17 protein-coding genes and 1 tRNA gene are annotated in these 19,597 nt (G+C 63.4%); 8 read left to right on the top strand and 10 right to left on the bottom strand.

Features of this window, described 5'->3' with window-relative positions; all coding sequences use genetic code 11:
* Position 1 precedes the first annotated feature (1 nt).
* Positions 2-628 (top strand): HAD-IA family hydrolase, encoded by a 627-nt coding sequence (locus KF733_04925; GenBank protein QYK56826.1) that lies wholly within the window; start codon positions 2-4, stop codon positions 626-628.
* Here the strand turns inward: KF733_04925 and KF733_04920 are convergent.
* Positions 625-1,467, bottom strand: coding sequence for a YihY/virulence factor BrkB family protein (locus tag KF733_04920; protein ID QYK56825.1), 843 nt, complete (start codon positions 1,465-1,467; stop codon positions 625-627). The genes KF733_04925 and KF733_04920 overlap by 4 nt on opposite strands.
* Positions 1,468-1,536: 69 nt before the next feature.
* On the opposite strand from KF733_04920, the gene KF733_04915 reads away from it, so the two are divergent.
* The 4 genes from KF733_04915 (at position 1,537) to KF733_04900 (ending at position 6,243) form a co-directional block, all read left to right on the top strand.
* A complete protein-coding gene (locus KF733_04915; GenBank protein QYK56824.1) occupies positions 1,537-2,241 on the top strand; it encodes a hypothetical protein in 705 nt (234 codons plus the stop codon).
* 116 nt (positions 2,242-2,357) lie between these two features.
* Positions 2,358-3,527 (top strand): CofH family radical SAM protein, encoded by a 1,170-nt coding sequence (locus KF733_04910; protein ID QYK56823.1) that lies wholly within the window; start codon positions 2,358-2,360, stop codon positions 3,525-3,527.
* Between the two features lie 321 nt (positions 3,528-3,848).
* Positions 3,849-4,517, top strand: a complete 669-nt coding sequence (locus KF733_04905; GenBank protein ID QYK56822.1) for a hypothetical protein — start codon at positions 3,849-3,851, stop codon at positions 4,515-4,517.
* A 64-nt stretch (positions 4,518-4,581) separates the two neighbouring features.
* Positions 4,582-6,243: a hypothetical protein gene (locus tag KF733_04900; GenBank protein ID QYK56821.1), complete on the top strand. Its 1,662-nt coding sequence runs from the start codon at positions 4,582-4,584 to the stop codon at positions 6,241-6,243.
* Between the two features lie 118 nt (positions 6,244-6,361).
* Here the strand turns inward: KF733_04900 and KF733_04895 are convergent.
* From KF733_04895 to KF733_04885, 3 genes are all read right to left on the bottom strand, one after another.
* A tRNA-Pro gene (locus tag KF733_04895) sits at positions 6,362-6,438 on the bottom strand.
* Positions 6,439-6,472: 34 nt separating this feature from the next.
* The gene (locus tag KF733_04890) at positions 6,473-6,838 is read right to left on the bottom strand and encodes a hypothetical protein (protein QYK56820.1); all 366 of its coding nucleotides are present in this window, start codon (positions 6,836-6,838) and stop codon (positions 6,473-6,475) included.
* A 48-nt stretch (positions 6,839-6,886) separates the two neighbouring features.
* On the bottom strand, positions 6,887-8,080 hold the full coding sequence (locus KF733_04885; GenBank protein QYK56819.1) for an MFS transporter: 1,194 nt from the start codon (positions 8,078-8,080) through the stop codon (positions 6,887-6,889).
* A gap of 698 nt (positions 8,081-8,778) precedes the next feature.
* Between KF733_04885 and KF733_04880 the strand changes: the two genes are divergently transcribed.
* From KF733_04880 to KF733_04870, 3 genes are all read left to right on the top strand, one after another.
* Complete coding sequence (locus tag KF733_04880) at positions 8,779-11,031, top strand: extracellular solute-binding protein (protein QYK56818.1); 2,253 nt, start codon at positions 8,779-8,781, stop codon at positions 11,029-11,031.
* Positions 11,028-12,308: a carbohydrate ABC transporter permease gene (locus KF733_04875; protein QYK56817.1), complete on the top strand. Its 1,281-nt coding sequence runs from the start codon at positions 11,028-11,030 to the stop codon at positions 12,306-12,308. Before KF733_04880 ends, KF733_04875 begins: the two co-directional genes overlap by 4 nt.
* Positions 12,309-12,415: 107 nt before the next feature.
* Positions 12,416-13,000, top strand: a complete 585-nt coding sequence (locus tag KF733_04870; GenBank protein ID QYK56816.1) for a helix-turn-helix transcriptional regulator — start codon at positions 12,416-12,418, stop codon at positions 12,998-13,000.
* On the opposite strand, the gene ndk is transcribed toward KF733_04870, so the two are convergent.
* From ndk to KF733_04840, 6 genes are all read right to left on the bottom strand, one after another.
* On the bottom strand, positions 12,997-13,413 hold the full coding sequence (gene ndk, locus KF733_04865) for a nucleoside-diphosphate kinase (protein ID QYK56815.1): 417 nt from the start codon (positions 13,411-13,413) through the stop codon (positions 12,997-12,999). The genes KF733_04870 and ndk overlap by 4 nt on opposite strands.
* 64 nt (positions 13,414-13,477) lie before the next feature.
* Positions 13,478-15,208: an NADH-quinone oxidoreductase subunit M gene (locus tag KF733_04860; GenBank protein ID QYK56814.1), complete on the bottom strand. Its 1,731-nt coding sequence runs from the start codon at positions 15,206-15,208 to the stop codon at positions 13,478-13,480.
* 4 nt (positions 15,209-15,212) lie between these two features.
* Entirely contained in the window at positions 15,213-17,387 is a 2,175-nt protein-coding gene (gene nuoL / locus KF733_04855) for an NADH-quinone oxidoreductase subunit L (protein ID QYK56813.1), read from the bottom strand.
* Between the two features lie 4 nt (positions 17,388-17,391).
* A complete protein-coding gene (gene nuoK / locus KF733_04850) occupies positions 17,392-17,742 on the bottom strand; it encodes an NADH-quinone oxidoreductase subunit NuoK (protein ID QYK56812.1) in 351 nt (116 codons plus the stop codon).
* A 1-nt stretch (position 17,743) separates the two neighbouring features.
* Positions 17,744-18,256: an NADH-quinone oxidoreductase subunit J gene (locus KF733_04845; protein ID QYK56811.1), complete on the bottom strand. Its 513-nt coding sequence runs from the start codon at positions 18,254-18,256 to the stop codon at positions 17,744-17,746.
* Positions 18,253-19,587 carry an NADH-quinone oxidoreductase subunit H gene (locus tag KF733_04840; protein QYK57155.1) on the bottom strand — a complete coding sequence of 445 codons (1,335 nt, stop codon included), beginning with the start codon at positions 19,585-19,587 and terminating at the stop codon, positions 18,253-18,255. The genes KF733_04845 and KF733_04840 overlap by 4 nt, the downstream gene beginning before the upstream one ends.
* Between the last annotated feature and the right edge of the window lie 10 nt (positions 19,588-19,597).

Below are 19,597 nucleotides of genomic sequence, written 5' to 3'. Positions count from 1 at the left end.
TATGGGAATCAAGGCGGTGGTCTTTGACCTCGGCGGGGTGATGGCCCGGATATGCCAGACATGGGACGAGGCGCTGGCCGCCGCCGGGCTCCCTGTTCCCGCCGCCCCCCTTGGCCGGTTGCAGGACTTCGCAGGGTTCGACGAATACCAGGCCGGGCTTCTGGATGAAGCTGCCTATTTGGCGGCGCTCACCGCCTACCTGGGCGTTGCTCCCGAAGAAGCCAAAGCGGCCCACTGCCACATCTTGGTCGAACCCTATCCCGGGACTGACCGGGTCGTTGAAGCCGTCCGCCGGGCCGGACTCGTCACGGGTTGCCTCTCTAACACGAACGCGCTTCATTGGGACGACCTCGTGAAGAACGGACGGTTTCCCGCCCTGGTGGACCTACAGGTCAAGGTCGCCTCGCACCTGGTCGGCGCGAACAAGCCGAGCTGCGAGATTTATCGGGCCTTTGAGAACGCGGCGGGGATCCGGGCGGACGAGTGCCTTTTCTTCGAGGACATCCCGGCCTATGTGGAGGGAGCGGTGGCCTGCGGGTGGCAGGCGGTTTGGATCGACCCCAAGGGGGACACCGCCAAGCAGATGAGCGACGCACTCGCCAACCTCGGCGTCGTCGTCCCCGCCTAGGGCGCGGGCCGCGGCCCCCTGAGTGCCCGCCCCTCGGATTGCGCCCGCACCTTCGTCATCTCCGCGCCGAAGAAGAAGATCTGCGCCACAAAGTAGATCCAGATAAGCAGCGCCAGGAACGAGCCCGCCCCCGCAAAACCTGCGGCCAGACTGCTGCCCAAGTAGAGGCTGAGCGCGTACTTGGCAATGTTGAAGAGGAGCGCGGTGAGGACCGCCCCGAAGAGGATGTCGCGCCGGTCCAGTCTGGCGTTCGCGAGGAATTTGAAGACGAACGCGAACAGCACGGTGCTGACGACAAAGGAGGTGACGATGTCGAGTCCGTACGCGACCTCGGACTGAAAATCGCCAAGGAACAGGACGCGTTCGGAAAGTGCGCGAAGCGCGGAACTTACGAGGAGCGAAACGAGAAGGAGCGAGCCCGCCACGAGCACGAACAGCAGCGAGAGCCCGCGCTCCTTCAGCATCACCCAGAGCCCGCCTGCGGGTGGGTCGCCACCCCAGATCTTCCGCAGCGAGCTCTGGAGTTCCACGGCCACACCCGAGGCGCCGAAAAGAAGCGCTCCGAGACCGATCGCCGCAGCCCAGGGGCCCGAACCGGAACGTTGGTTGTTCGCGAGCAGGGATTGGATGGTCTCCGCCGCCCCCGCGCCCACGAACTTTTCGATCTGGCCAAAAATTTCGCCCTGCACAGCCTGCTCGCCGTAGACGATAGAGGCGACCGCGATCACAAGGAGCAAGGTCGGAGCCAGAGTTAGGACGACATAGAACGCAAGCGCGGCCGCCAGCCGGGGGGCTTCGTCCTTCGTCCACTCTTGGAACGACTTCTTGATAAGGTCCACGGCCCCTTTCACAAGAAACTAGACGACCAGACCCGGAGACGGCCGACCGAGACTGAGTAGAACTGCCGGGTGGCGAACGAAGGCGGCGCGATTCGAAGGGCGTTTCGGGAAGGCGCAGCCGCCGCAGCCAAGAACCTCCCCGCCATCCTCCTCATCCAGGCTCTCGCCATCGCGGTCGCGGTCGCTTACTTCGTCTGGCCGCCCATGCGGCCCATCGCGGACAAGGTGATGGCTGTCAAGCTCGCGGCGGGGCTGGGCGGCGCGTTCGTAGCGGGGTTCGTGGCGGGCGGCGTCTTGCCCGAGATCGCGAAGCTCCTGACTGGCCGCCCGCGCCTTTCGCCCGCGGACGCCCTCTTCGTCGGCTTGGTCTATGGCGTCCTGGGCGTGGTCGTGGACGTTTTCTACACGATGCAGGGCGTCTGGTTCGGCCATTCGAACGACCTTTTGACCGTGGCGAAGAAGTTGGCGGTGGATATGGGCGTCTTCGCCCCGCTCCTCTTTGTGCCGCTCTCGGTGGGGGCCCTTCTTTGGAAGGAGTCCGGCTTTCGCACGGCGCAGCTACGTGGCCTCTTCTCATGGAAGGTCTATCGAGACCGGGTCTTCTCAATCCAGGTGATGAATTGGCTGGTCTGGGTTCCTGTGCTCTCGGCGCTGTACACCTTGCCGCTGCCGCTCCAATTCCCGCTTGCGATGCTCGTGGAGGCTTGCTGGAGCCTGCTTATGGTCGTGATGGCGAACACAGAACCTTCCAAGAGCCCGATTGTCTCCGTGTGACGCTCCCCTCTTCCGGTCGGTCGACATGGGAAGAGAGCGGCCGACCCCTCATGGAAGGGGGAACTTTCACCCGGGATTGAAAACTCGTGCCGGGTACCCTTCGTAGCTAAGAACAGATGGCTATCGCCCCCGAACGCATCGTCCCCGCCGACCTCATGGACATCTACGCCAAGGTCGACGCCGGGCAGCGGCTGAGCGTCGAGGAAGGCGTGCGGCTCTTCCAGCACCCGAACCTGACCGCGGTCGGCTATATGGCGAACCTGGTGCGCGAGCGGTTGCACGGGGCGCGGACGTACTTCGTCCGCAACCAGCACATCAACTACACGAACATCTGCAACAAGTTCTGCAAGTTCTGCTCGTTCTATGCCAAGAAGGGCGGGCCCGACCCGTACGAGTTCAGCATCGAAGAAGTCAAGCGGCGGCTGGAATGGCACCGGGACGTCGAGATCACGGAGGTCCATATGGTCGGAGGCATCAACCCGCGCCTGCCCTACCAGTACTACATGGACCTCGTCCGGACTGTGAAGGAGACTCTGCCCGGCGTCCATGTGAAGGCCTTCACCGCGATCGAGATCGAGGAGATCGCCCGGGTCGGCAAGGTCTCGCACGAGCAGGCGCTGCGCGACCTCATCGAGGCCGGGCTCGACTCGCTGCCCGGCGGCGGGATCGAGGTGCTCAGCGACCGCGTCCACCGCGAGCTCTTCGGGCGTAAGATGGACGGCGAGGGTTGGAAGTCGGTCGCCCGCGCCGCAGCGAAGCTCGGCCTGAAGCAATACGCAACCCTGCTCTACGGCCATATCGAGACGGACGAGGAACGCGCAGACCACCTGCGCCAACTGCGCGAGCTGCAGGACGAGACCGGCCACTTCGTCTGCTACACCCCCCTCAGCTTCCACCCGGAGGCCACCGAGCTGGAGCACGTTAAGCCCCAGACCGGTTACACCGACCTGCGCAACATCGCCGTCGCTCGCCTGATGCTCGACAACTTCGAGCACGTCAAGAGCTTCTGGATCATGAACACCCCCGAGGTCACCCAGATGTCGCTCTGGTACGGCGCAGACGACACCGACGGCCTCGTGCACGAGTACGAGATCACCTACAAGGAAGGCGAATTCGGGAACAAGACGCAGGCGCTGACCTACACCAACATGTGCGCGATGATCCGCGAAGCCGGCCGCGAACCGATCGAGCGGGATTCGCTATATCGCGAGATCGTCCGCCCGGAGAGCGCCGCTCCGTCGGTGCCGAAGCGGACGTTGACGCCGGTCGCGATGGCCAAGGCTTAGAGTCGTGGCCCAGGTCTGGCGCTAAGGGCCAGCTAAGAGAGGCTTTGGGAAGCTGGGGGATCGCTTGGTGCGTTCATCCCGCTCACGATTGCTTGACTGTATGCTCACGTTGCATGCGTCGTCCGAAGACATGCGCCAAAACCGAGCTCGCCGTCATTTGCAATGCCCACAGCACTGCTTCAGGAATGGCGAGGGACAGGGCTCCGTACCTCGCCCACAAGGATGCTGCGCTGACCAAACCTATCCCAATCCGAGCTGATGCATGCCGTGATTCTATCCGGCGGAGCATTCTGCGAAAGGCGGATATCCTAGGGGGCAGAGGTGTACCTCCAGCCCTTTTTCCCCGAGCCCGTGACGGTGCCCGGAAACGTGACCCAGCACCGCTATGGCGTGCGCGTCGAATTCGTGCGGCGCGTGGCGTTCGGCCAGGCCCTGTGCGTCGCGCTGGCGGGGGTCTCGATGAGCTTTGGCGCCGTCCTCGACGCCCGGCTGGCGGGGTCGGCCCTGCTCGGTTCGATGGTGGCGCTCTCCTTTCTGCGCGTGGTGGGCAAGCGCACGCCGACCCTGGTCGTCTTGGACGTCGTCGTCCTCCTGGCGGTGCTCTTGCTCTGGGGCCAGGTCTTGGCGGGCGCGGAGCCGTGGCTCGCGGCCGGCTTGGCGATGGGCACCGTCCTTGTCGTGCTCTACACGGCCGTGGCCGGACGAGACTTCTCGTACTACGGGCTGTACTTTTTGGGGCTGCTTGCCGCGGGCGTCCTGTGCCTGCTTGAGGACCTTCTCGGCTTCGCCTCGCTCCCGGGCGCAGGGCTCACGTTCGCGGTAGCGGCGACCTGGCTGGGATATCTTTGCTACGACCTCTCCATGATCGTGCGTCGGCGTCGGCCTGCGGAGGTCGTGCCTGCGATCGTCGACGTCTTCCGGGACCCCCTGAACCTCTTCTCCTACGCTTGGAGGACCTGGCGACACTGGCGTCGCCTCAAGTTCGTCTGACAGATAGACTCGAATCTTCTCGCCGGGCGTCGCGTCATAATCCCGGTACAAACCGAGCGTTCTTATGAGTTTTCGATCCGTAATCGCCGCGTCCCTTTGCGCCTTGGCCACCTTGGCCGCCGCCCAGGTCCAGTTGAGCGTGAACGTCAAAGAGGGAGACTCGATCTCCGGCGAGTTCAACTTCCTGGTGACGGTCCAGTCGAACGACCTTGTCACCAGCGTTGAGTTCTACGTCGGGGACGACCTGCGGGGCACCGATTCCAGCCGCCCGTACGAGTTCAAGCTCGACACCCTCGCCGAAGAGCAGGGGCCCCTCACGGTCACTTTTGCCGCCTACACCGAGAAAGGGGCGAGCGCCAAACAGACTTACCGCCTGCAGGTCGACAATGGAATCGAGAAAGGCATCGACTTTCAAATCGAGGAAGCCCAGGCCGCGCTGGCCGACAGCAAGTGGGAGCAGGCGATCGGGCACGGCCGCATCGCGCTCAAGATCGACCCGAAGGACAACCGGGCCCGCCTGGTGATGGCCCGGGCGAACATGGGCCTCGGCGCCTTTGACATCGCCCAAAAGTACGTCGAGGACGCGGCCAAGGACGACCCCAAGAGCGCGGCTGCCCGCGATCTGCTGAGTGCGGTCCATTTACGCCGGGCCTTTGCGACCTTCAACCGCTCCGGCGACCGGATGGAAACGGTGGCAAGCATTGGCCGCGCCCTGAAGGCGGCCGCCGAGTCCCGTGCCCAGTCTCACGAACTGACGATCGACGCCATCGGCGAGCCGAACAACGCCAACCGGCTCAGGCTCGCGGACGCCCTGATCGAAGCCGGGCGCTATTCGCGCGCGATCTCCATGCTAGAGCCCGCGTTCCGCGCCGATTTCAAGAACACGGCGGTGGGCAACCGCCTTCTCTACGCCCAGCTCCGCGCGGTGCGGCTTCGCGGCCTCGCGCAGACGATGAAGGACTTCGCCCGGTACGGGGCTCCGGACGGGTCGACTTACGCGATCCAATCCGCCGCCCACGCCTACCTCGGCGACGTGGCGACGGCCCTGGAGATGGAGAAGGAAGCGATCCTCTCCGATCCCGCAAGCGTCACCGTGAAGTCGGCCCAGACTTACCTTGCGCTGAAGCGTCGGGACACGAAGACGATGGCGAACCTCGCCTCGGACATGCTGAACGTCGCGGGGCAGAGCCCCGTCGTGCAGTACGACCTGGCCGCGCTCTACTTCCTCCTCAACCGCTTCGACGAAGCGCGCAACCACTTCGAGAGCGGGCTGCTGGCGGAGCCGGCGAGCTGGGACCTCTACATCGAGCGCGCGAACCAGGCGATCGCCTTTGCGGTGCAGCCCGGCATCGAGTCGGACGAGGCCGAGTACCAGCGCTCCATCGCCCGCGCGTACCTGGACGCCGCCGCCGCGGCCCGTCCCGAGTCGTTCGAAGTTCTCACCGGTCTGACCCTCGTAAACTTGATGGACGGCAAGACGGCGGACGCGGTCCGCACCGGCAACGCGGCCGTGGCCGCCGGGCCGGACTATGCGGCAGCCCACTACGCCCAGGCAGCGGCGCTCTTCGCCGCCAAGCAGTCCGCCCAGGCGACCCAAGCGCTGAAGAAAGCGGGCACGCTTGACCAGAAAGGCCTTGAAGGACGCCCAGTGCCGGACGCGCTGACTGCGTGGCGCTATTTCTTCGCTTCGGGCCGGGTACCCTACCTCGCCCCTCCGGGCGTTTAGCCCGGCCTGCCGGAAGAGGAAAGGGAGAGTGAGGATGTCCTCACTCTCCCTTTTTTGCTTGGACGTCGCCCCGACTCTCAACCCTGCCGAGGGCAGGGCAAGGCCATCAGGAAACTAGTGGTCGGGATGACTGGATTCGAACCAGCGACCTCTGCGTCCCGAACGCAGCGCTCTACCAAGCTGAGCCACATCCCGACGGGATCGCTATGATACCTCTGCCGCCGGGCTTCTAGGTCCCGTCTTTCTGGCCCTGGGGGGCCGGTTCGGCCTTCTTGGGCTCTTTGCGGTCGCGTTTGGGGGCCGGGTCCTCCGCTCCGCGCGAGGCGGCGTACAGTTTCACTCCCCGGTTCGCGATCAAAGACCCGATGCCGCCCATCACGGCTAGGAGCAAGACTTGGACGACCACGTTCAAGAAGTTCGAGGCAACGGCGTTCAGGTCCATCGGCTCGTTCACGCTGATCCCGAGTTGGATCCGCGGGGGGGTCGAGAACATCTGGAATGCCCGGTAGAAGGTGAAGGCGACCAGCCCGACACCGGCCAGGAAGACCAGCAATCCCAGGAAGCCGACGAACCCGTCCCGGCGGTCAGCGGGCACTGCCCACCCTGAAGAATGCCATCCCCCAACCCGCCATGACTGCGGGGATCATACCAAAGGTTCGGCGGCGGGTTCTCCCGCGCTTCCGGGCCCAGAGGTCGGGTCGGGGATGGTCTGGGCCAGGGCCAGAGGGGCCAGCATCAGGGCACCGGCGAGAGCGTACGGCACCCAGGGCCGCACCTCGTAAAGCTGGTTGCCCAGCACCGGGCCGAAGATGCGGGCAATGGCCCCGAGGGCGGACTGCACGCCGAAAATGCCGCCGACCAAGGTCACAGGCGCATTGCGGCTGAGAAGGCTGCTCAGACTTGGCTGCGCCATGCCATTGCCCACGCCCAGGAACAGCGCCCCGATCAAGAGCGGGATCCATATTGGAGTAAACGGTACGAGCGCCAACGCCGGGCCCTGCAAAAGGTACGCGACGCGCAGGAGCTTCACTTCGCCAAAGCCGGCGACGAGCCGCGGGATCATGCCGCCTTGGAACACAGCCGCGACCAAACCCACGTAGACGAGCACGAACGAAGTCTGCTGCTGGTTGATGGCGTACACGTCCTTGGCGAGCCGGAAGTACGTGCTTTCCAGGTTTGAGAACGCAAAGTTCGCGACGAAGAACATCAACAGCAACACACTGAGGCCAGGGGTGCGGAGCGCCTGCCCCACCGCCTTCATCTCACCCAGGAGCCCGCCCGCGCTTTCCCGCTTCTTCGGTGGGATATGGGGCAGGAAGAAATAGACGAACAAGAGGTTGACGAACGCGAAGGCGGCTGAGACCACGCCGAGGAGAAAGGGCTGCCCGCCTCCGGCCGTCACCAGGTACGCGCCGAGCGGTGGCCCGATCATGAAGCCCACGCCAAACGCCATGCCTATCTTGCCCATCGCGGCGGCCCGGTTCTCCGGTGCCGTGACGTCCGAGATGTAAGCGTAGGCCACGCCGAGGCTAGCCCCGCTAAGGCCCAACAGGAAACGAGCACCAAGCATGATCCAGATCGAGTGCGAGAAGCTGTACGCGAACGCAGCGAGCACGGAAAAAATGGAGGTGAAGAGGAGCACCACGCGCCGCCCGTGCCGGTCGCTCAGGCTGCCCAGGTACGGCGAGAAGAGGAACTGGCTGATCGAATAGATCGCGATGACGAGACCCACCATCGCGCCCTTCGCGCCGAGGTTCTCCGCTCGGAGCTGGACGTCCGGGATGACCAGGCCGAAGGACATCAAGTCGAAGAAGACGGTGAGCCAGATGGCCACCATCGGCGAGGGTTTTTTCATCACGGGCACGGAAGGGTTCTGGCTCCAAGCAGAGCTACGCCCGGGACGATATCAAAGTTCGCGGGATGGCGGCTGGGCTCCGACCTTCTCTGGGCGATCGTCAGGAGGCGGACAAGCCCGGTGGCCCCTCGACGTTGAGGGGCCCGGGCACCTTTCGGGATCACCCGACGCCGTCGCCGCGCGTATAGACCCCTGTGGTGGCGTGGGGCAACGCGGAAAACGGACGGGCTGGGAGGTGCAAAGGCGCAATCCGACCAGTCAGCCTCGTTGTGGTTTGGCCGTCAAAATCGGTGGGTGCGACCCAAAGACCGTGCCCGCCAATCGCCGAGCGCTGTGAGAGCACGCCGTTGTGCGAGCGCTTACGGTTTTTAGTCGAGACGCGATCCAGCTAACTCCTCCTCCAGGCGCGATCGCGCCTGATCCTTGCATCGGCCGACGAGGTTAGCTGACGGGTTAGGGCCAAGAACCACCCTTCGTCACAGTGGACGATTCACCCCGGAACCGGGTCCCCCGCTACCAGTAAACTGGTATTAGGCCTTGGAATCGACGGCAACGGGTCGCCGTCACAGGGAATTATACACGGGTTGGCTGCGATTAAGTGCCTTGGGCGCGCAATTTTCCTCGCTGCCCTCTTTCTGTCTGGTCCGGCGTGCCAGAGGCAGGAGCCCAGCCGCACGGTCGTGCGCGTGTGGGGCTTGAACCTGGGGCTGGACGACGTGGGGCAGGCCGAGGTCGTGCGCGAATTTGAGCGCCGCAATCCGAACATCAAGATCGAAGTCCTCGGTATGGGACTGGGGGGCATGAACCCCCAGAAACTCATGACTTCCCTGCTCGCGGGCGATCCCCCGGACGTGGTCTACCAAGACCGATTCTCAGTGGCGGACTGGGCGAGCAGAGGGGCCTTCGAGTCCCTCGAAAGCCTTGTCGCGCGCGACAGGCCCGACCCTGCCGCCCCCCGGCGCGAGGACTACGTTCCGGCGGCTTGGGACGAGGCCAGCTGGGACGGTGAGCTCTACGGGGTGCCGATCCAGTGCGACACGCGCGCGCTTTATTGGAACAGGTCCCGCTTCCGCGAAGCGGGCCTGCCGGACCGCCCCCCCGCGACTTGGGACGAGACGCTTGCCGTCAGTCGCCTTCTCACGGGCAAGGGCCGGTACGGGTTCCTGCCGCTGGTCGGCAACTCGTACTTCGCGCTCTTCGCGTTGCAGAAGCAGGCGCCGGTCCTGGACGGCGAGCGATGCGTCCTCCAGAACGAGCGGTCACGCGCGGCGCTGGAATTCATGGGGGAGGCTTACGGGCTCGCCGGAGGTTACGAGGCTTCGCGGACGCTCTCCGTGACTTCCGGCGCGTCCCCGGCGGACGCATTCTCGCGGGGCCAGGTCGCGATGAAGATCGATGGGGACTGGTCGCTCCGACGGCTTCTCCTCGCAGCCCCCGACCTTGACTTCGGCGTCGCTCCGCCGCCCATGCCCGCCGACGCGAAGTCTGGCCAGGCGCGGACTTGGGTGGGCGGCTTTGCCTACTGCATCCCGCGCGGGGCCCGACACCGGGAAGCCGCCTGGGATTACATCAAGTTTGCGACCAGCACCGAGGGGCGCGGCATCGAGCGGCGGGCACAAATGGCGAGCGACGCCGCGCGCGGCCTGCCCACCTATCCGCGTCCCAGCGCCCACATCCCTTCGAACCGGGAGGCCCTGGCGGAGTTCAACCCGAAGGACGCTCGCACGGCTTCCGCGGTCCAGACTCATTTCCAGCTCCTGGCGGTGGCTGCTTCGCGCCCGCGCTCGGCGATCGGCCAGACGATCTGGCAAGAGCAGAACCGGGCGACGGAGGCGTTCCTCGCCGGGAAGCGGAACGCGACCGAAGCCCTGGCGGACGCGCAAGCCCAGATCCAAGGCGCGCTCGATGAACGCGCGCGGCTCGCGAGGGCCCCCCGTGCGGACCTGCGCGCGCCGGTCGTGCTCGGCAGCACCGCCGTCGCGCTTGCCGCGCTCACGGCCTGTGGGCTTGGCTGGCGCAGGCTCGGCCCGCTCGGTCGCTGGGAGGCCCGCTGGGGGCTTCTCCTGGTCGCCCCTTGGCTGGTCGGCGCGATCCTGTTCACGATCGGGCCCCTAGTGGCCTCGCTCGTCCTGAGCACGACCTTGTGGAACGGCGTGGAACCCCCGCGCTGGATCGGCCTCGCCAACTATCGAGAGCTCTTCGGGCCCGACCGCGAGCGCACTGCACACGCCTTCGGCAACGTCGCTTACCTGGTGGGGGTCGGCGTGCCGCTCAGCGTCTTCGCCTCGCTTGGGCTCGCCTTGGTGATGGACTGGGCCTCGCGTTTCGGCGGTGCGGTGCGTTGGGTGGTGGGGCTGCCCAGCATCTTGCCCGCAGTCGCCACGACCATCCTTTGGCTGTGGCTCTTCCACCCCGATCCCGCTATCGGGGCTGTCAACGCCACCTGGACCGCGGTCTTTGGCAAGTCGCTTCCCCCGCCCGGCTGGTTCGCCTCCGCCGAGTGGGCGAAGCCGGCCCTGGTGGCGCTTGGCCTTTGGGGCGCGGGCTCGGGCGCGCTTGTCTTCCTCGCCGGGCTGCGCCGGGTGCCGCGCGACCTGCAGGACGCTGCCGAGATCGATGGCGCCGGCCCCGGCGCCCGGTTCCGGGCCGTCACTCTTCCCCATCTGGCGCCCATCCTTGCCTTCACGGCGGTCGCGGGCGTCATCGGGGCGCTCCAGACGTTCGATACTGCGTATGTCGCGACCGGGGCGGGGGCGGGGCCGGGCGATTCGCTGCTCTTCCCCGTTTACCAGGTGTTCGTGTCCGGGTTTGCCGAGCTACGGCTGGGCTACGCGAGTGCGCTAGCTTGGGTCGTGTTCGTCGTCGCCGCGCTCGCGACCCTCGCCCAGTTCGCGATCGCCCGCCTTTGGAGTGGCGACCGAGGCGGGGCATGACCTTTTTGAGCTTGATGTCCGCCGTGGCGGATCTTGCCGGGTGGGCGGCGACCGTTTTCGCACTCTGGAGTTTTTTCGTACGCCGGAGCGTCCCGGGTGTGCGCGCGGCGGCGGGCGCGCTCTTGCTCGCTGCGCTCGCCTTCGCGGACCGGCCCGTCTTGCCGCGGCCGGTCGTCCCGGTCGCTTGGCCCGTCCTCCCTTGGACGGCTTGGGCAGGGCTCGTGACGGGCGCCTATGCAGTGCATCTCGCCTCGTTCGCGTGGGCAGCGGGCAAAACGTCGCCCGAATACGGCACGAAGGTGCGGCGTGCCTGGCTCGCGGCAACGATTGCCGCGCTCTTCCTCATTGGCGCAGGGATTTCGGGCGAGCAGGGCGCTTGGCTCTTGGGGGCATGGCCGGTCTCCGGAAGCGCCGCCGGCGGCCTCGCCCTTGTTGTGCTGGCCCTGCTCCGACCTTCATCCTCGCGAGGGGAGGAGGCGTGGGGCCGCGGCCTCGCGGTGCTCGGAGTGTGCGCCCTCTTCGCACTGCCTACTTTATGGATGGTCGTGGTGAGCCTTGGGGGGCACACGCTCGCACCGGCTTGGGATCACACGTTCGAGAGCTATCGCTCGGCTGTGAGGGCGCTCCCGCCGGAGGCTGAATGGGGTTTGGCCCCCCTTCGCAATACGCTCTGGCTCGTCAGCCTGCGCGTCTTCGGGGCGACCTTGAGCTCGGCTATCGTCGCCTATGGTTTCGCTCGGTTCCGGTTCCCGGGACGGTCGGTGCTCTTCGGGCTCTTGCTCGCAACTTTGATGCTGCCTGGCGCGGTCACGATGGTGCCCAAATTCCTCCTCTGGCGAAACCTTGGGTTCGTGGACTCCCTCGTGCCGCTGTGGCTGCCCGAGTTCTTTGGGAGCGCGTTTTCTGTTTTTCTTCTCACGCGGTTCTTCTCGACGCTTCCTGCGCAAACTGAGGAGGCCGCGCGCCTGGACGGTGCAGGCCCTCTGCGAATCTTCGCGAGCGTCTCACTCCCGCAGGCGGTACCGGCCCTCGGCGTCGTGGCAGTTTGGACGTTTGTTACTTCGTGGAGCGACTTTTCCGGGCCATTGATCTATATCAATTCTCCGGGAAAAATGCCGGTGAGCTATGCGCTCCAGCTCGCGAGTTCAGAGCAGGGGGCAAATGCTGGGGTGATGATGGCGATGACGACTCTGGCCGTGCTTCCAGTCGCGCTGGTCTTTGCCCTCGCGCAACGGGCGTTTGCAAAAAATCTCCAGCGAAATGAACAAAACGGGTAGGAACTTGGCGTCGTATTCTTTGCGGATTTCAACGTCCGCCACATCATTCGCCTTGGAACATCATGCGTACTGCTTTACTATCAACACGAGAATCTGCGATTCTCACCTTGGCTTGCCAAGGATTAAGCGACCGGCTCATATGTGACCGGCTGCAAATTAAATCTGGCACACTCGGCACCTATTGGAGCCGAATTCGGCTGAAGACGGGGCTCACGAATCGGTCTGCGCTTTCTGCCGCGTTCGCGCGGTCGGAGGTCGTGGATTCCTTGAGTGCCGTCATCGGCTCTCTCGTTCTCTGCACGCTGGATCCAGATCGGAACGGCACCTTTCAACCTGATGGTGCGGGCAGGTCGGGGGCTTCGCCCTTTGGGAGCCTGCCTGTCTCCGCCCTTGTCCTAAGCCGCGACGGGATCGTCGCTTTCACCGAACAAGCGAGCAAGCAGTTCAGCGTCGGCTTCGGCGGACACGCGCTGCACAACGCCTTTGGCGTAAAGCTCGCCACGCGCATCATGGACGAGGTCCACGCCACCATCAATGACGGGAACTCCCGCTACGTGCAGGCTCTCTTCCGCAAGTGCGGGGCTGACGAGGTGGTCCACCTCGACATCAGCCTTGTGAAAACGGGCCACGTCCTGGCGCTCGTCCATGGGCGGGCGTTGAACGTGGCCCGAAGCAACGTCTTCGCTGCTTAACCGACCGTTCCTTCCGGGAACCATAGGGCGAGTTCGCGGCTTGCCGCGGACTCGTCGCTGCTACTGTGGGTCAAGTTGTCTTCGATCGTGAGGGCGAAATCGCCGCGGATCGTGCCCGGCTCGGCCTCCAGCGGGTTCGTCGCGCCCATCATCGCGCGGATCGCCTTCACCGCGTTCGTGCCTTGCACGGCCATCGCGACCACCGGGCCGCTCGTGAGATAGTCGCAGACGTCCTTGAAGAACGGGCGCTCGCGGTGCTCTGCGTAGTGCTCTTCGACGATCGCCCGGTCCGCGCGCATGAGCCGAAGGCCGGTCACCTTCAGCTGTCGCGCTTCGATGCGTCGGGTGATCTCACCGATGAGGTTGCGCTGGACTCCACCAGGCTTGATAAGGACGAGAGTGGTCTGCTCCATGGACTGCGGCAGGATACCAAGCGCGGCCGGATTTTGCGGGCTTTGCCGGGTGCGGGCCTAGGCTCTATCGCCTCGCTTCGCGGACGGGGTTTCGCTCTTCTGGGGCTAGGTCGTTGTGATAGTTCGCCGGGGCGATGACGCTCACGATGATCGGCTCGGCGTCTGGGTTGTCCGGCGACCGCGGGATGATCCTGACCAAGTCGCCGGAGGCGTCGATCTCCATGCTGGGGTCCGCCCAATCCGGGCGCTGGCCGGGCGGGTTGACGGCCATCAGGCGGGCCGCCTGGATCGCGCGCTCCATCGGCTTCAAGAACGTGTTCGGATAGAGCCCGCCCCAGACCATGAAGACGACGAGGCAGCCGACCATCGCGATCTCCCAACCCTTGATGTCGCGGATACGCTCGAGCATCGGGTTGGTCACCTTGCCGTAGAAGACCTTCTGGAACATCCAAAGCAGGTACACGGCGGCGAGGATGACCCCGATGCCGGCCAGCGCCGGCAGCGCTAGGTTCAGCCCGAAAAGGTTTGCCGCGCTCGACTCGAAGAGGCCGAGCATGGCGAGGAACTCGCCGACGAAGCCGTTCAAGCCCGGGAGGCCGACCGATGACAACATCGTGATGAGAAAGAGCGCCGAGTAGATCGGCATGCGCGCCTTGAGGCCGCCCATGTCTGCGAAGAGCCGCGTATGGATCCGCTCGTAAAGCAGGCCGATCAACAGGAACAAGGCACCCGTAGAAATGCCGTGGCTGAGCTGTTGGTAGGCGCCGCCCATGACGCCCGAATGGTTAAGGGAGAACAGCCCGATGACGACGAAGCCCATGTGGGCGACGGAGGAGTAGGCGACCAGTTTCTTCACGTCCGGCTGCATCGCCGCGACGATCGCGCCGTACAAGATCCCGACCACGCCGAGCCCGACGATGATCGGCACCGCAGCCACGGTAGCCTCTGGGAAGAAGGGGAAAGTCAGCCGCAGGAAGCCGTAGGTGCCCATCTTGAGGAGCACGCCGGCAAGGATGATGGAGCCGGCGGTCGGCGCCTCGGTGTGCGCGTCCGGCAGCCAAGTGTGGAACGGGAACATCGGACACTTGACCATAAAGGCGATCACGAACGACCAGAAGATCAAGGGTTGCATCTGCATCGCGCCGGTCCAAAGTTTGCCGTTTGCGACCAAGCTTTGAAGGGCGACCATGTCGAACGTTAAGACGCCTGTCGCCTTGGCGGCAAGTTGGGCCATCGCGATCATGCCGACGAGCATAAAAATCGATGCGGCGAAGGTGTAAACGAAGAATTTTGTGGCCGCATAGTTGCGGTTCGCCCCGCCCCAAATCCAGATCATAACGGCCATGGGGATCAGCGAAGCCTCGAAGAAGGTGTAGAACAGGATGAGATCGAGGCTAACGAAAACACCAAGCATTGCCGTCAGCAAGAGCATCATCATGACGAAATATGCCTTGACGCGTTGCTCGATGTATGTACTGAACCAAACCGCAATCACGTTTAAGAACGTCGTGAGGACGACAAGCCAGATCGAGATGCCGTCGATGCCGACCCGGTAGTGGATGCCCAATTGGTCGATCCACGGCACGAACTCCACCATTTGAAAGTGGAACGTGTTCGAATCGAACTGCACAAGCACGCCTATGCTGACGAAGAAGGTCAGAAGACTCGTGACCATCGCGCCGGCCTTGATCCCACCCTTGAATTGTTCTGGGACGAACGAAATGGCTAGCGCGCCCAACAAGGGAACAAGGAGCAAGAGACTTATCAGTCCGAAGCCGGTCGGTTGCGTCACCATGAGCCTACTGCATTCCTCGCATCATGATCGTTAAGATGACGTACCCCACCAGCAGGATAACGCCTATCTGCATCAGCAAAGCATAGGCTCGGACATAACCCGTTTGGACTAAGCGCCCGACGCCTCCAAGGCCTTTAGAAACCATGCCGACCCCATTCACCACGAAGTCGATCGTCGCGTCGAAGGCTTTGCTCAAACTGCCCAGCATATTGCCGACGGACAATGAAAACCCAGTGATGTCGATTCCCCTTCCACCGACGAACCTTTGCACCGGGTTCCACTTGGCCATGTCCCAGCCTTCCCGCTCGGGAAGTTTCTTCCAATAAAGCGCGAAGGCGAGGGCGATGCCGCCGAGGGATGTGACGGCAGAAATCAACAGTAACGTGGTGTGGGAAACCGGGCCGTGGTGGCCCTCTTCACCATGTCCATGGGCGAAACCAAGCCAGTGTTCGAGCGAAAACTGCGGCGATTCGTAGAGCAAGTAGCCGAACCAACCCAGCGAGAAAATGGCTAGGACCACGAGCGGCATCCACATGACCGGGGGCACCTCGTGCGGCTCGTGGTGCTCGTCAAGGTGGTGATGGTGGTCTTCCTGCAAGGCAAGCTGTTCCGCCTCTGCTTCCGCTGTAGAGGCGAAGAAGATCGGGGAGAGTTCGTGCCCTGCATGATCTTCATGGTGGTCGGCGGCGTGTGCGTGACCATGGTCATCGTGCGCGTGCTCGACCGCGTGCGCAATCCTCCACCTTTGCTCCTTTCCGGCGAAGGTCAGGATCATCATCCTTGTCATGTAGCAGGCAGTGAGAAAAGCGACGCCGAAGCCGACCCATCCCGCCCAGGCACCGACCGTGAGTCCGGCGAAACCATACGGGTTTTCCGAATTAACGGCCGTACCAAGAATCGCTTCCTTCGACCAAAAACCACTAAAGAGCCAGGGGATGCCGGCGATCGCGCCCCAGCCGGCCACCATGGTCCAAAAGGTGATCGGAACCTTCTTCCATAGGCCACCATAATTACGCATGTCTTGGTCGTGGGCCATGGCGTGGATGACCGCGCCTGCACCAAGGAACAAAAGTGCTTTGAAGAAGGCGTGGGTGACAACGTGGAACATGCCGGCATAGAACGCGCCAACGCCACAACCGATGAACATGTAGCCCAGCTGCGAAACCGTAGAATAAGCGAGGACTTTCTTGATGTCGGTCTGTCCGAAAGCGGTGATGGCACCGATAAGGGCGGTGAGCGCGCCGACTCCGGCAACGACGGCCATGGCAAGTGGCGAAGCCACAAACCATTCGCTCATTCTTGTGAGCAGATAGATACCTGAAGTGACCATTGTCGCCGCGTGGATGAGTGCGGAGACTGGGGTCGGGCCCGCCATCGCGTCGGGCAGCCATATGGCCAAAGGATACTGGGCGGACTTGCCCATAGCGCCTACGAACAAGAGCAAGGCGATCCCAGTGGCCCAAGCTGGGTGGTTCTCCAGAATCTGGTGCGCATATGGCAGGATGATGTCGAAACTTAACCAGCGAGAGTCCGTGATTCCGAGCGAACCGCGGTTCGCCGCCATAAGGACGACGATTCCGAACATGCCGAGCGTAAAGCCCCAGTCGCCGATCCGGTTAACGATAAACGCTTTGTTGGCGGCTTTGCTGTTCGCGACGTCCTTGTACCAGAAGCCGATCAACAGGTAGGAACAGAGGCCGACCCCTTCCCAACCCATAAAGGTTAGGACCAAGTTGTTCCCTAACACCAGGATCAGCATCGCCGTCACGAAGAGGTTCATGTACGTGAAGAACCGCGCGTAGTCGCGCTCATCGGACATGTAACCCATCGCGTAGAGATGGATGAGCGAGCCGATTCCCGTGATGATGAGCACCATCGTCATCGACAAGGGGTCGACGCGAAGCTCAAATGGGATACTGATACTCTTAAGGGTTATCCAATCAAAGAAAGTAACGATCGCGGATCGGCTTTCTTCCCCCAAGTTTGCGAGCTGGCCGGTGAGGCCCAAACCGATAAGGAACGAGGCGAAGATCGGAAGCACGGCGAGCGCTCCGCAGACCGTTCGGCCGATCTTCGTGCCCAAGGTGTCTATGATCGCCTTACCGAACAGTGCTTGGACGAGGAAGCCCAAGAACGGGAATAAGATGACGAGCGAGACGTTCGAGAAATCCGGGCTCATTCCGTTACAGCCTCATTGTGCTCATATCGTCCACGTCCGCCTGGTTTCTTTGACGGAATATTGCCATGATAATGCCTAGTCCGACGGCGACTTCCGCCGCGGCGACGGCCATAACGAAGATCACCATCATCTGCCCGTGCATCGAAGATTGGGTCGCAAGCGTGTCGGTCTGGTTAGCCGTTATCTGATACCGGGCCATTGTCAGGAACGCGAGGTTTGTCGAGTTCAGCATGAGTTCGATGCACATGAAGACCACGACCGGGTTCCGGTGGATGACAACGCCGGCAGAACCGATCGCAAACATCGCGACCGCGAGCGAGAGCCAATATCCGACAGGGACTTGAAAAGCGATCAACTTATAGCCTCCTCTTAGCCAGCAAGATCGAGCCGACGATTCCGACTAGGAGTAGCACGCTCGCAACGAGGAAGGGCCAGGCATACGTCGTGAACAAGATGGTGCCGATCGCTTGGGGCGACCCATAATCGTCCGCGACGCGCGAGCCCCTTGAAGTCGAGATAGGGACGATCACGCCAACATGGACGATAAGCCAAAGGGCCAGCGCCCCCAAGAGCGCGAGGATTCCTTTGCGGTCACGCGTCTTTTCCTCGATCCGCTCCATCGCACCTTGGTTCTGCAAAACCATGATGACGAAGAGGAATAGCACCATGATCGCTCCCGCATAGACCATGATCTGCGTGATGCCCAGTAGCTGCGCGCCTAGCGAAAAGTACATGATCGCCAGCGTAAAGAAATTGAGGACAAGCATGATCGCGGCGCGCACCGGGTTTTTGCCGAACGCGACCAATCCCAGGGCGGAGAGCAGCGCGACCGCCGCGAGGATGAAGAAGACTACTTTGCCCGCGTTCATCTGCCCTCCGGTTTAACGAGCCGGATCGAGCGGCGCGGCCCGGCGGAGGCCGGCGCGGCCTTCTGCACGGCGGCGACGACGTTGGTATAGAGGATAGCGACCACGACAAAAGCGGCGAGGACGGCCGCCCATCCGCCCGCCGCACCGTACAATTCTGTGCAGACGACCCAGATCCCGACGATGATAAAGTTTGCCACTGCGACGGGCAGCAAGGTCTTCCAACCCAGGTTCATCAGTTGGTCATAGCGAAGCCGCGGCAAGGTGGCGCGGATCCAGATGTAAAGCGCGATGCCCGCCGCGCACTTTGCGACGAAACTTAGGGGTCCGAGCCAGTAGTTCGCCCACGCCATGTTCTGGAAGAATCCGCGGGCTGCCGGCACCGCTTCCGCAAGGTATTCCCACCGGAAAGGCATCAGGTTATAGCCGCCAAGGAAGACTGCGGAAAGAATGCCGCTAAAGATGAACATCGCGGCGTATTCACCCATGAAGAAAACCGCGAACTTCATGGAACTGTACTCGGTGTGGTAGCCGGCGATGAGTTCGTTCTCAGCTTCGGGAAGGTCGAAGGGCGCGCGGTTGGTCTCCGCGATCATGCAGACCAAGAAGACCACAAAGCTTACGAAGCCGAACGGTGTGAAGACGAACCAGTTTTGCACGACCGGGAACGCGCCCCAAAGGGGGCCTTCTTGCGCGCGGACGATCTCGGACATCTTGAGCGAACCGACCGCCATCGCGATGCACGCGAGGGAGACCCCCATGCCCAGTTCATAACTTATGAGCTGCGCCGACGCGCGCAGGCCGCCCATCAGCGAGTACTTGTTGTTGCTCGCATAGCCGGCGAGGACGACGCCATAGACGCCGAGGCTGGAGATGGCGAGAACGAAGAGCAGGCCGATCTCGACGTCGGCGACCGGGGTGAGATGGCTGTAAAGGCCGCCCGCCACCGCCGAGAACGGCAGGTGGGTCGCTCCCCAGGGGAGCGTGCCCCCGAGCGTGAAGGCGGGAAAGAGCGCGACGAACGGGGCTATGAAATAAACCTTGCGGTCAATGTTGGCGGGGGTGATGTCTTCCTTGAGGAAGAGCTTCAGACCGTCGGCGATGGGCTGCAAGAGCCCGAACGTTTGGATCTTTCGCCCCTGCAGGCCCTTGGGAATCGGAATGCCCAGGAACGAGGTGCCGAAGGTGATGGTCCCCGTTCGGTTCGGGCCTTGGCGGTCCTGCATCCAGGAAAGGAGCCTTCGCTCGAACCAAATGAGCCCAGGAACGAGCGTGAGTGTGGCGCCGACCAGGATAAGCACCCGCAAAATAGCCAGGTAGAAGGGGCCAGGGATACCGAGGGGA

The organism is Fimbriimonadaceae bacterium, from assembly GCA_019454125.1.
In the GTDB taxonomy this organism is placed as follows: domain Bacteria; phylum Armatimonadota; class Fimbriimonadia; order Fimbriimonadales; family Fimbriimonadaceae; genus JALHNM01.
The sequence above is the reverse complement of the archived record's forward strand: the minus strand, read 5'-3'. Positions and strand labels throughout refer to the sequence as shown.

Coding starts and splice junctions, on each gene's coding strand:
- KF733_04860 (QYK56814.1), bottom strand. CDS start 15,208: ATGGTGACGCAACCGACCGGCTTCGGACTGATAAGTCTCTTGCTCCTT.
- KF733_04900 (QYK56821.1), top strand. CDS start 4,582: ATGAGTTTTCGATCCGTAATCGCCGCGTCCCTTTGCGCCTTGGCCACC.
- KF733_04885 (QYK56819.1), bottom strand. CDS start 8,080: ATGGTGGCCATCTGGCTCACCGTCTTCTTCGACTTGATGTCCTTCGGC.
- KF733_04925 (QYK56826.1), top strand. CDS start 2: ATGGGAATCAAGGCGGTGGTCTTTGACCTCGGCGGGGTGATGGCCCGG.
- ndk (QYK56815.1), bottom strand. CDS start 13,413: ATGGAGCAGACCACTCTCGTCCTTATCAAGCCTGGTGGAGTCCAGCGC.
- KF733_04875 (QYK56817.1), top strand. CDS start 11,028: ATGACCTTTTTGAGCTTGATGTCCGCCGTGGCGGATCTTGCCGGGTGG.
- KF733_04845 (QYK56811.1), bottom strand. CDS start 18,256: ATGAACGCGGGCAAAGTAGTCTTCTTCATCCTCGCGGCGGTCGCGCTG.
- nuoL (QYK56813.1), bottom strand. CDS start 17,387: ATGAGCCCGGATTTCTCGAACGTCTCGCTCGTCATCTTATTCCCGTTC.
- KF733_04910 (QYK56823.1), top strand. CDS start 2,358: ATGGCTATCGCCCCCGAACGCATCGTCCCCGCCGACCTCATGGACATC.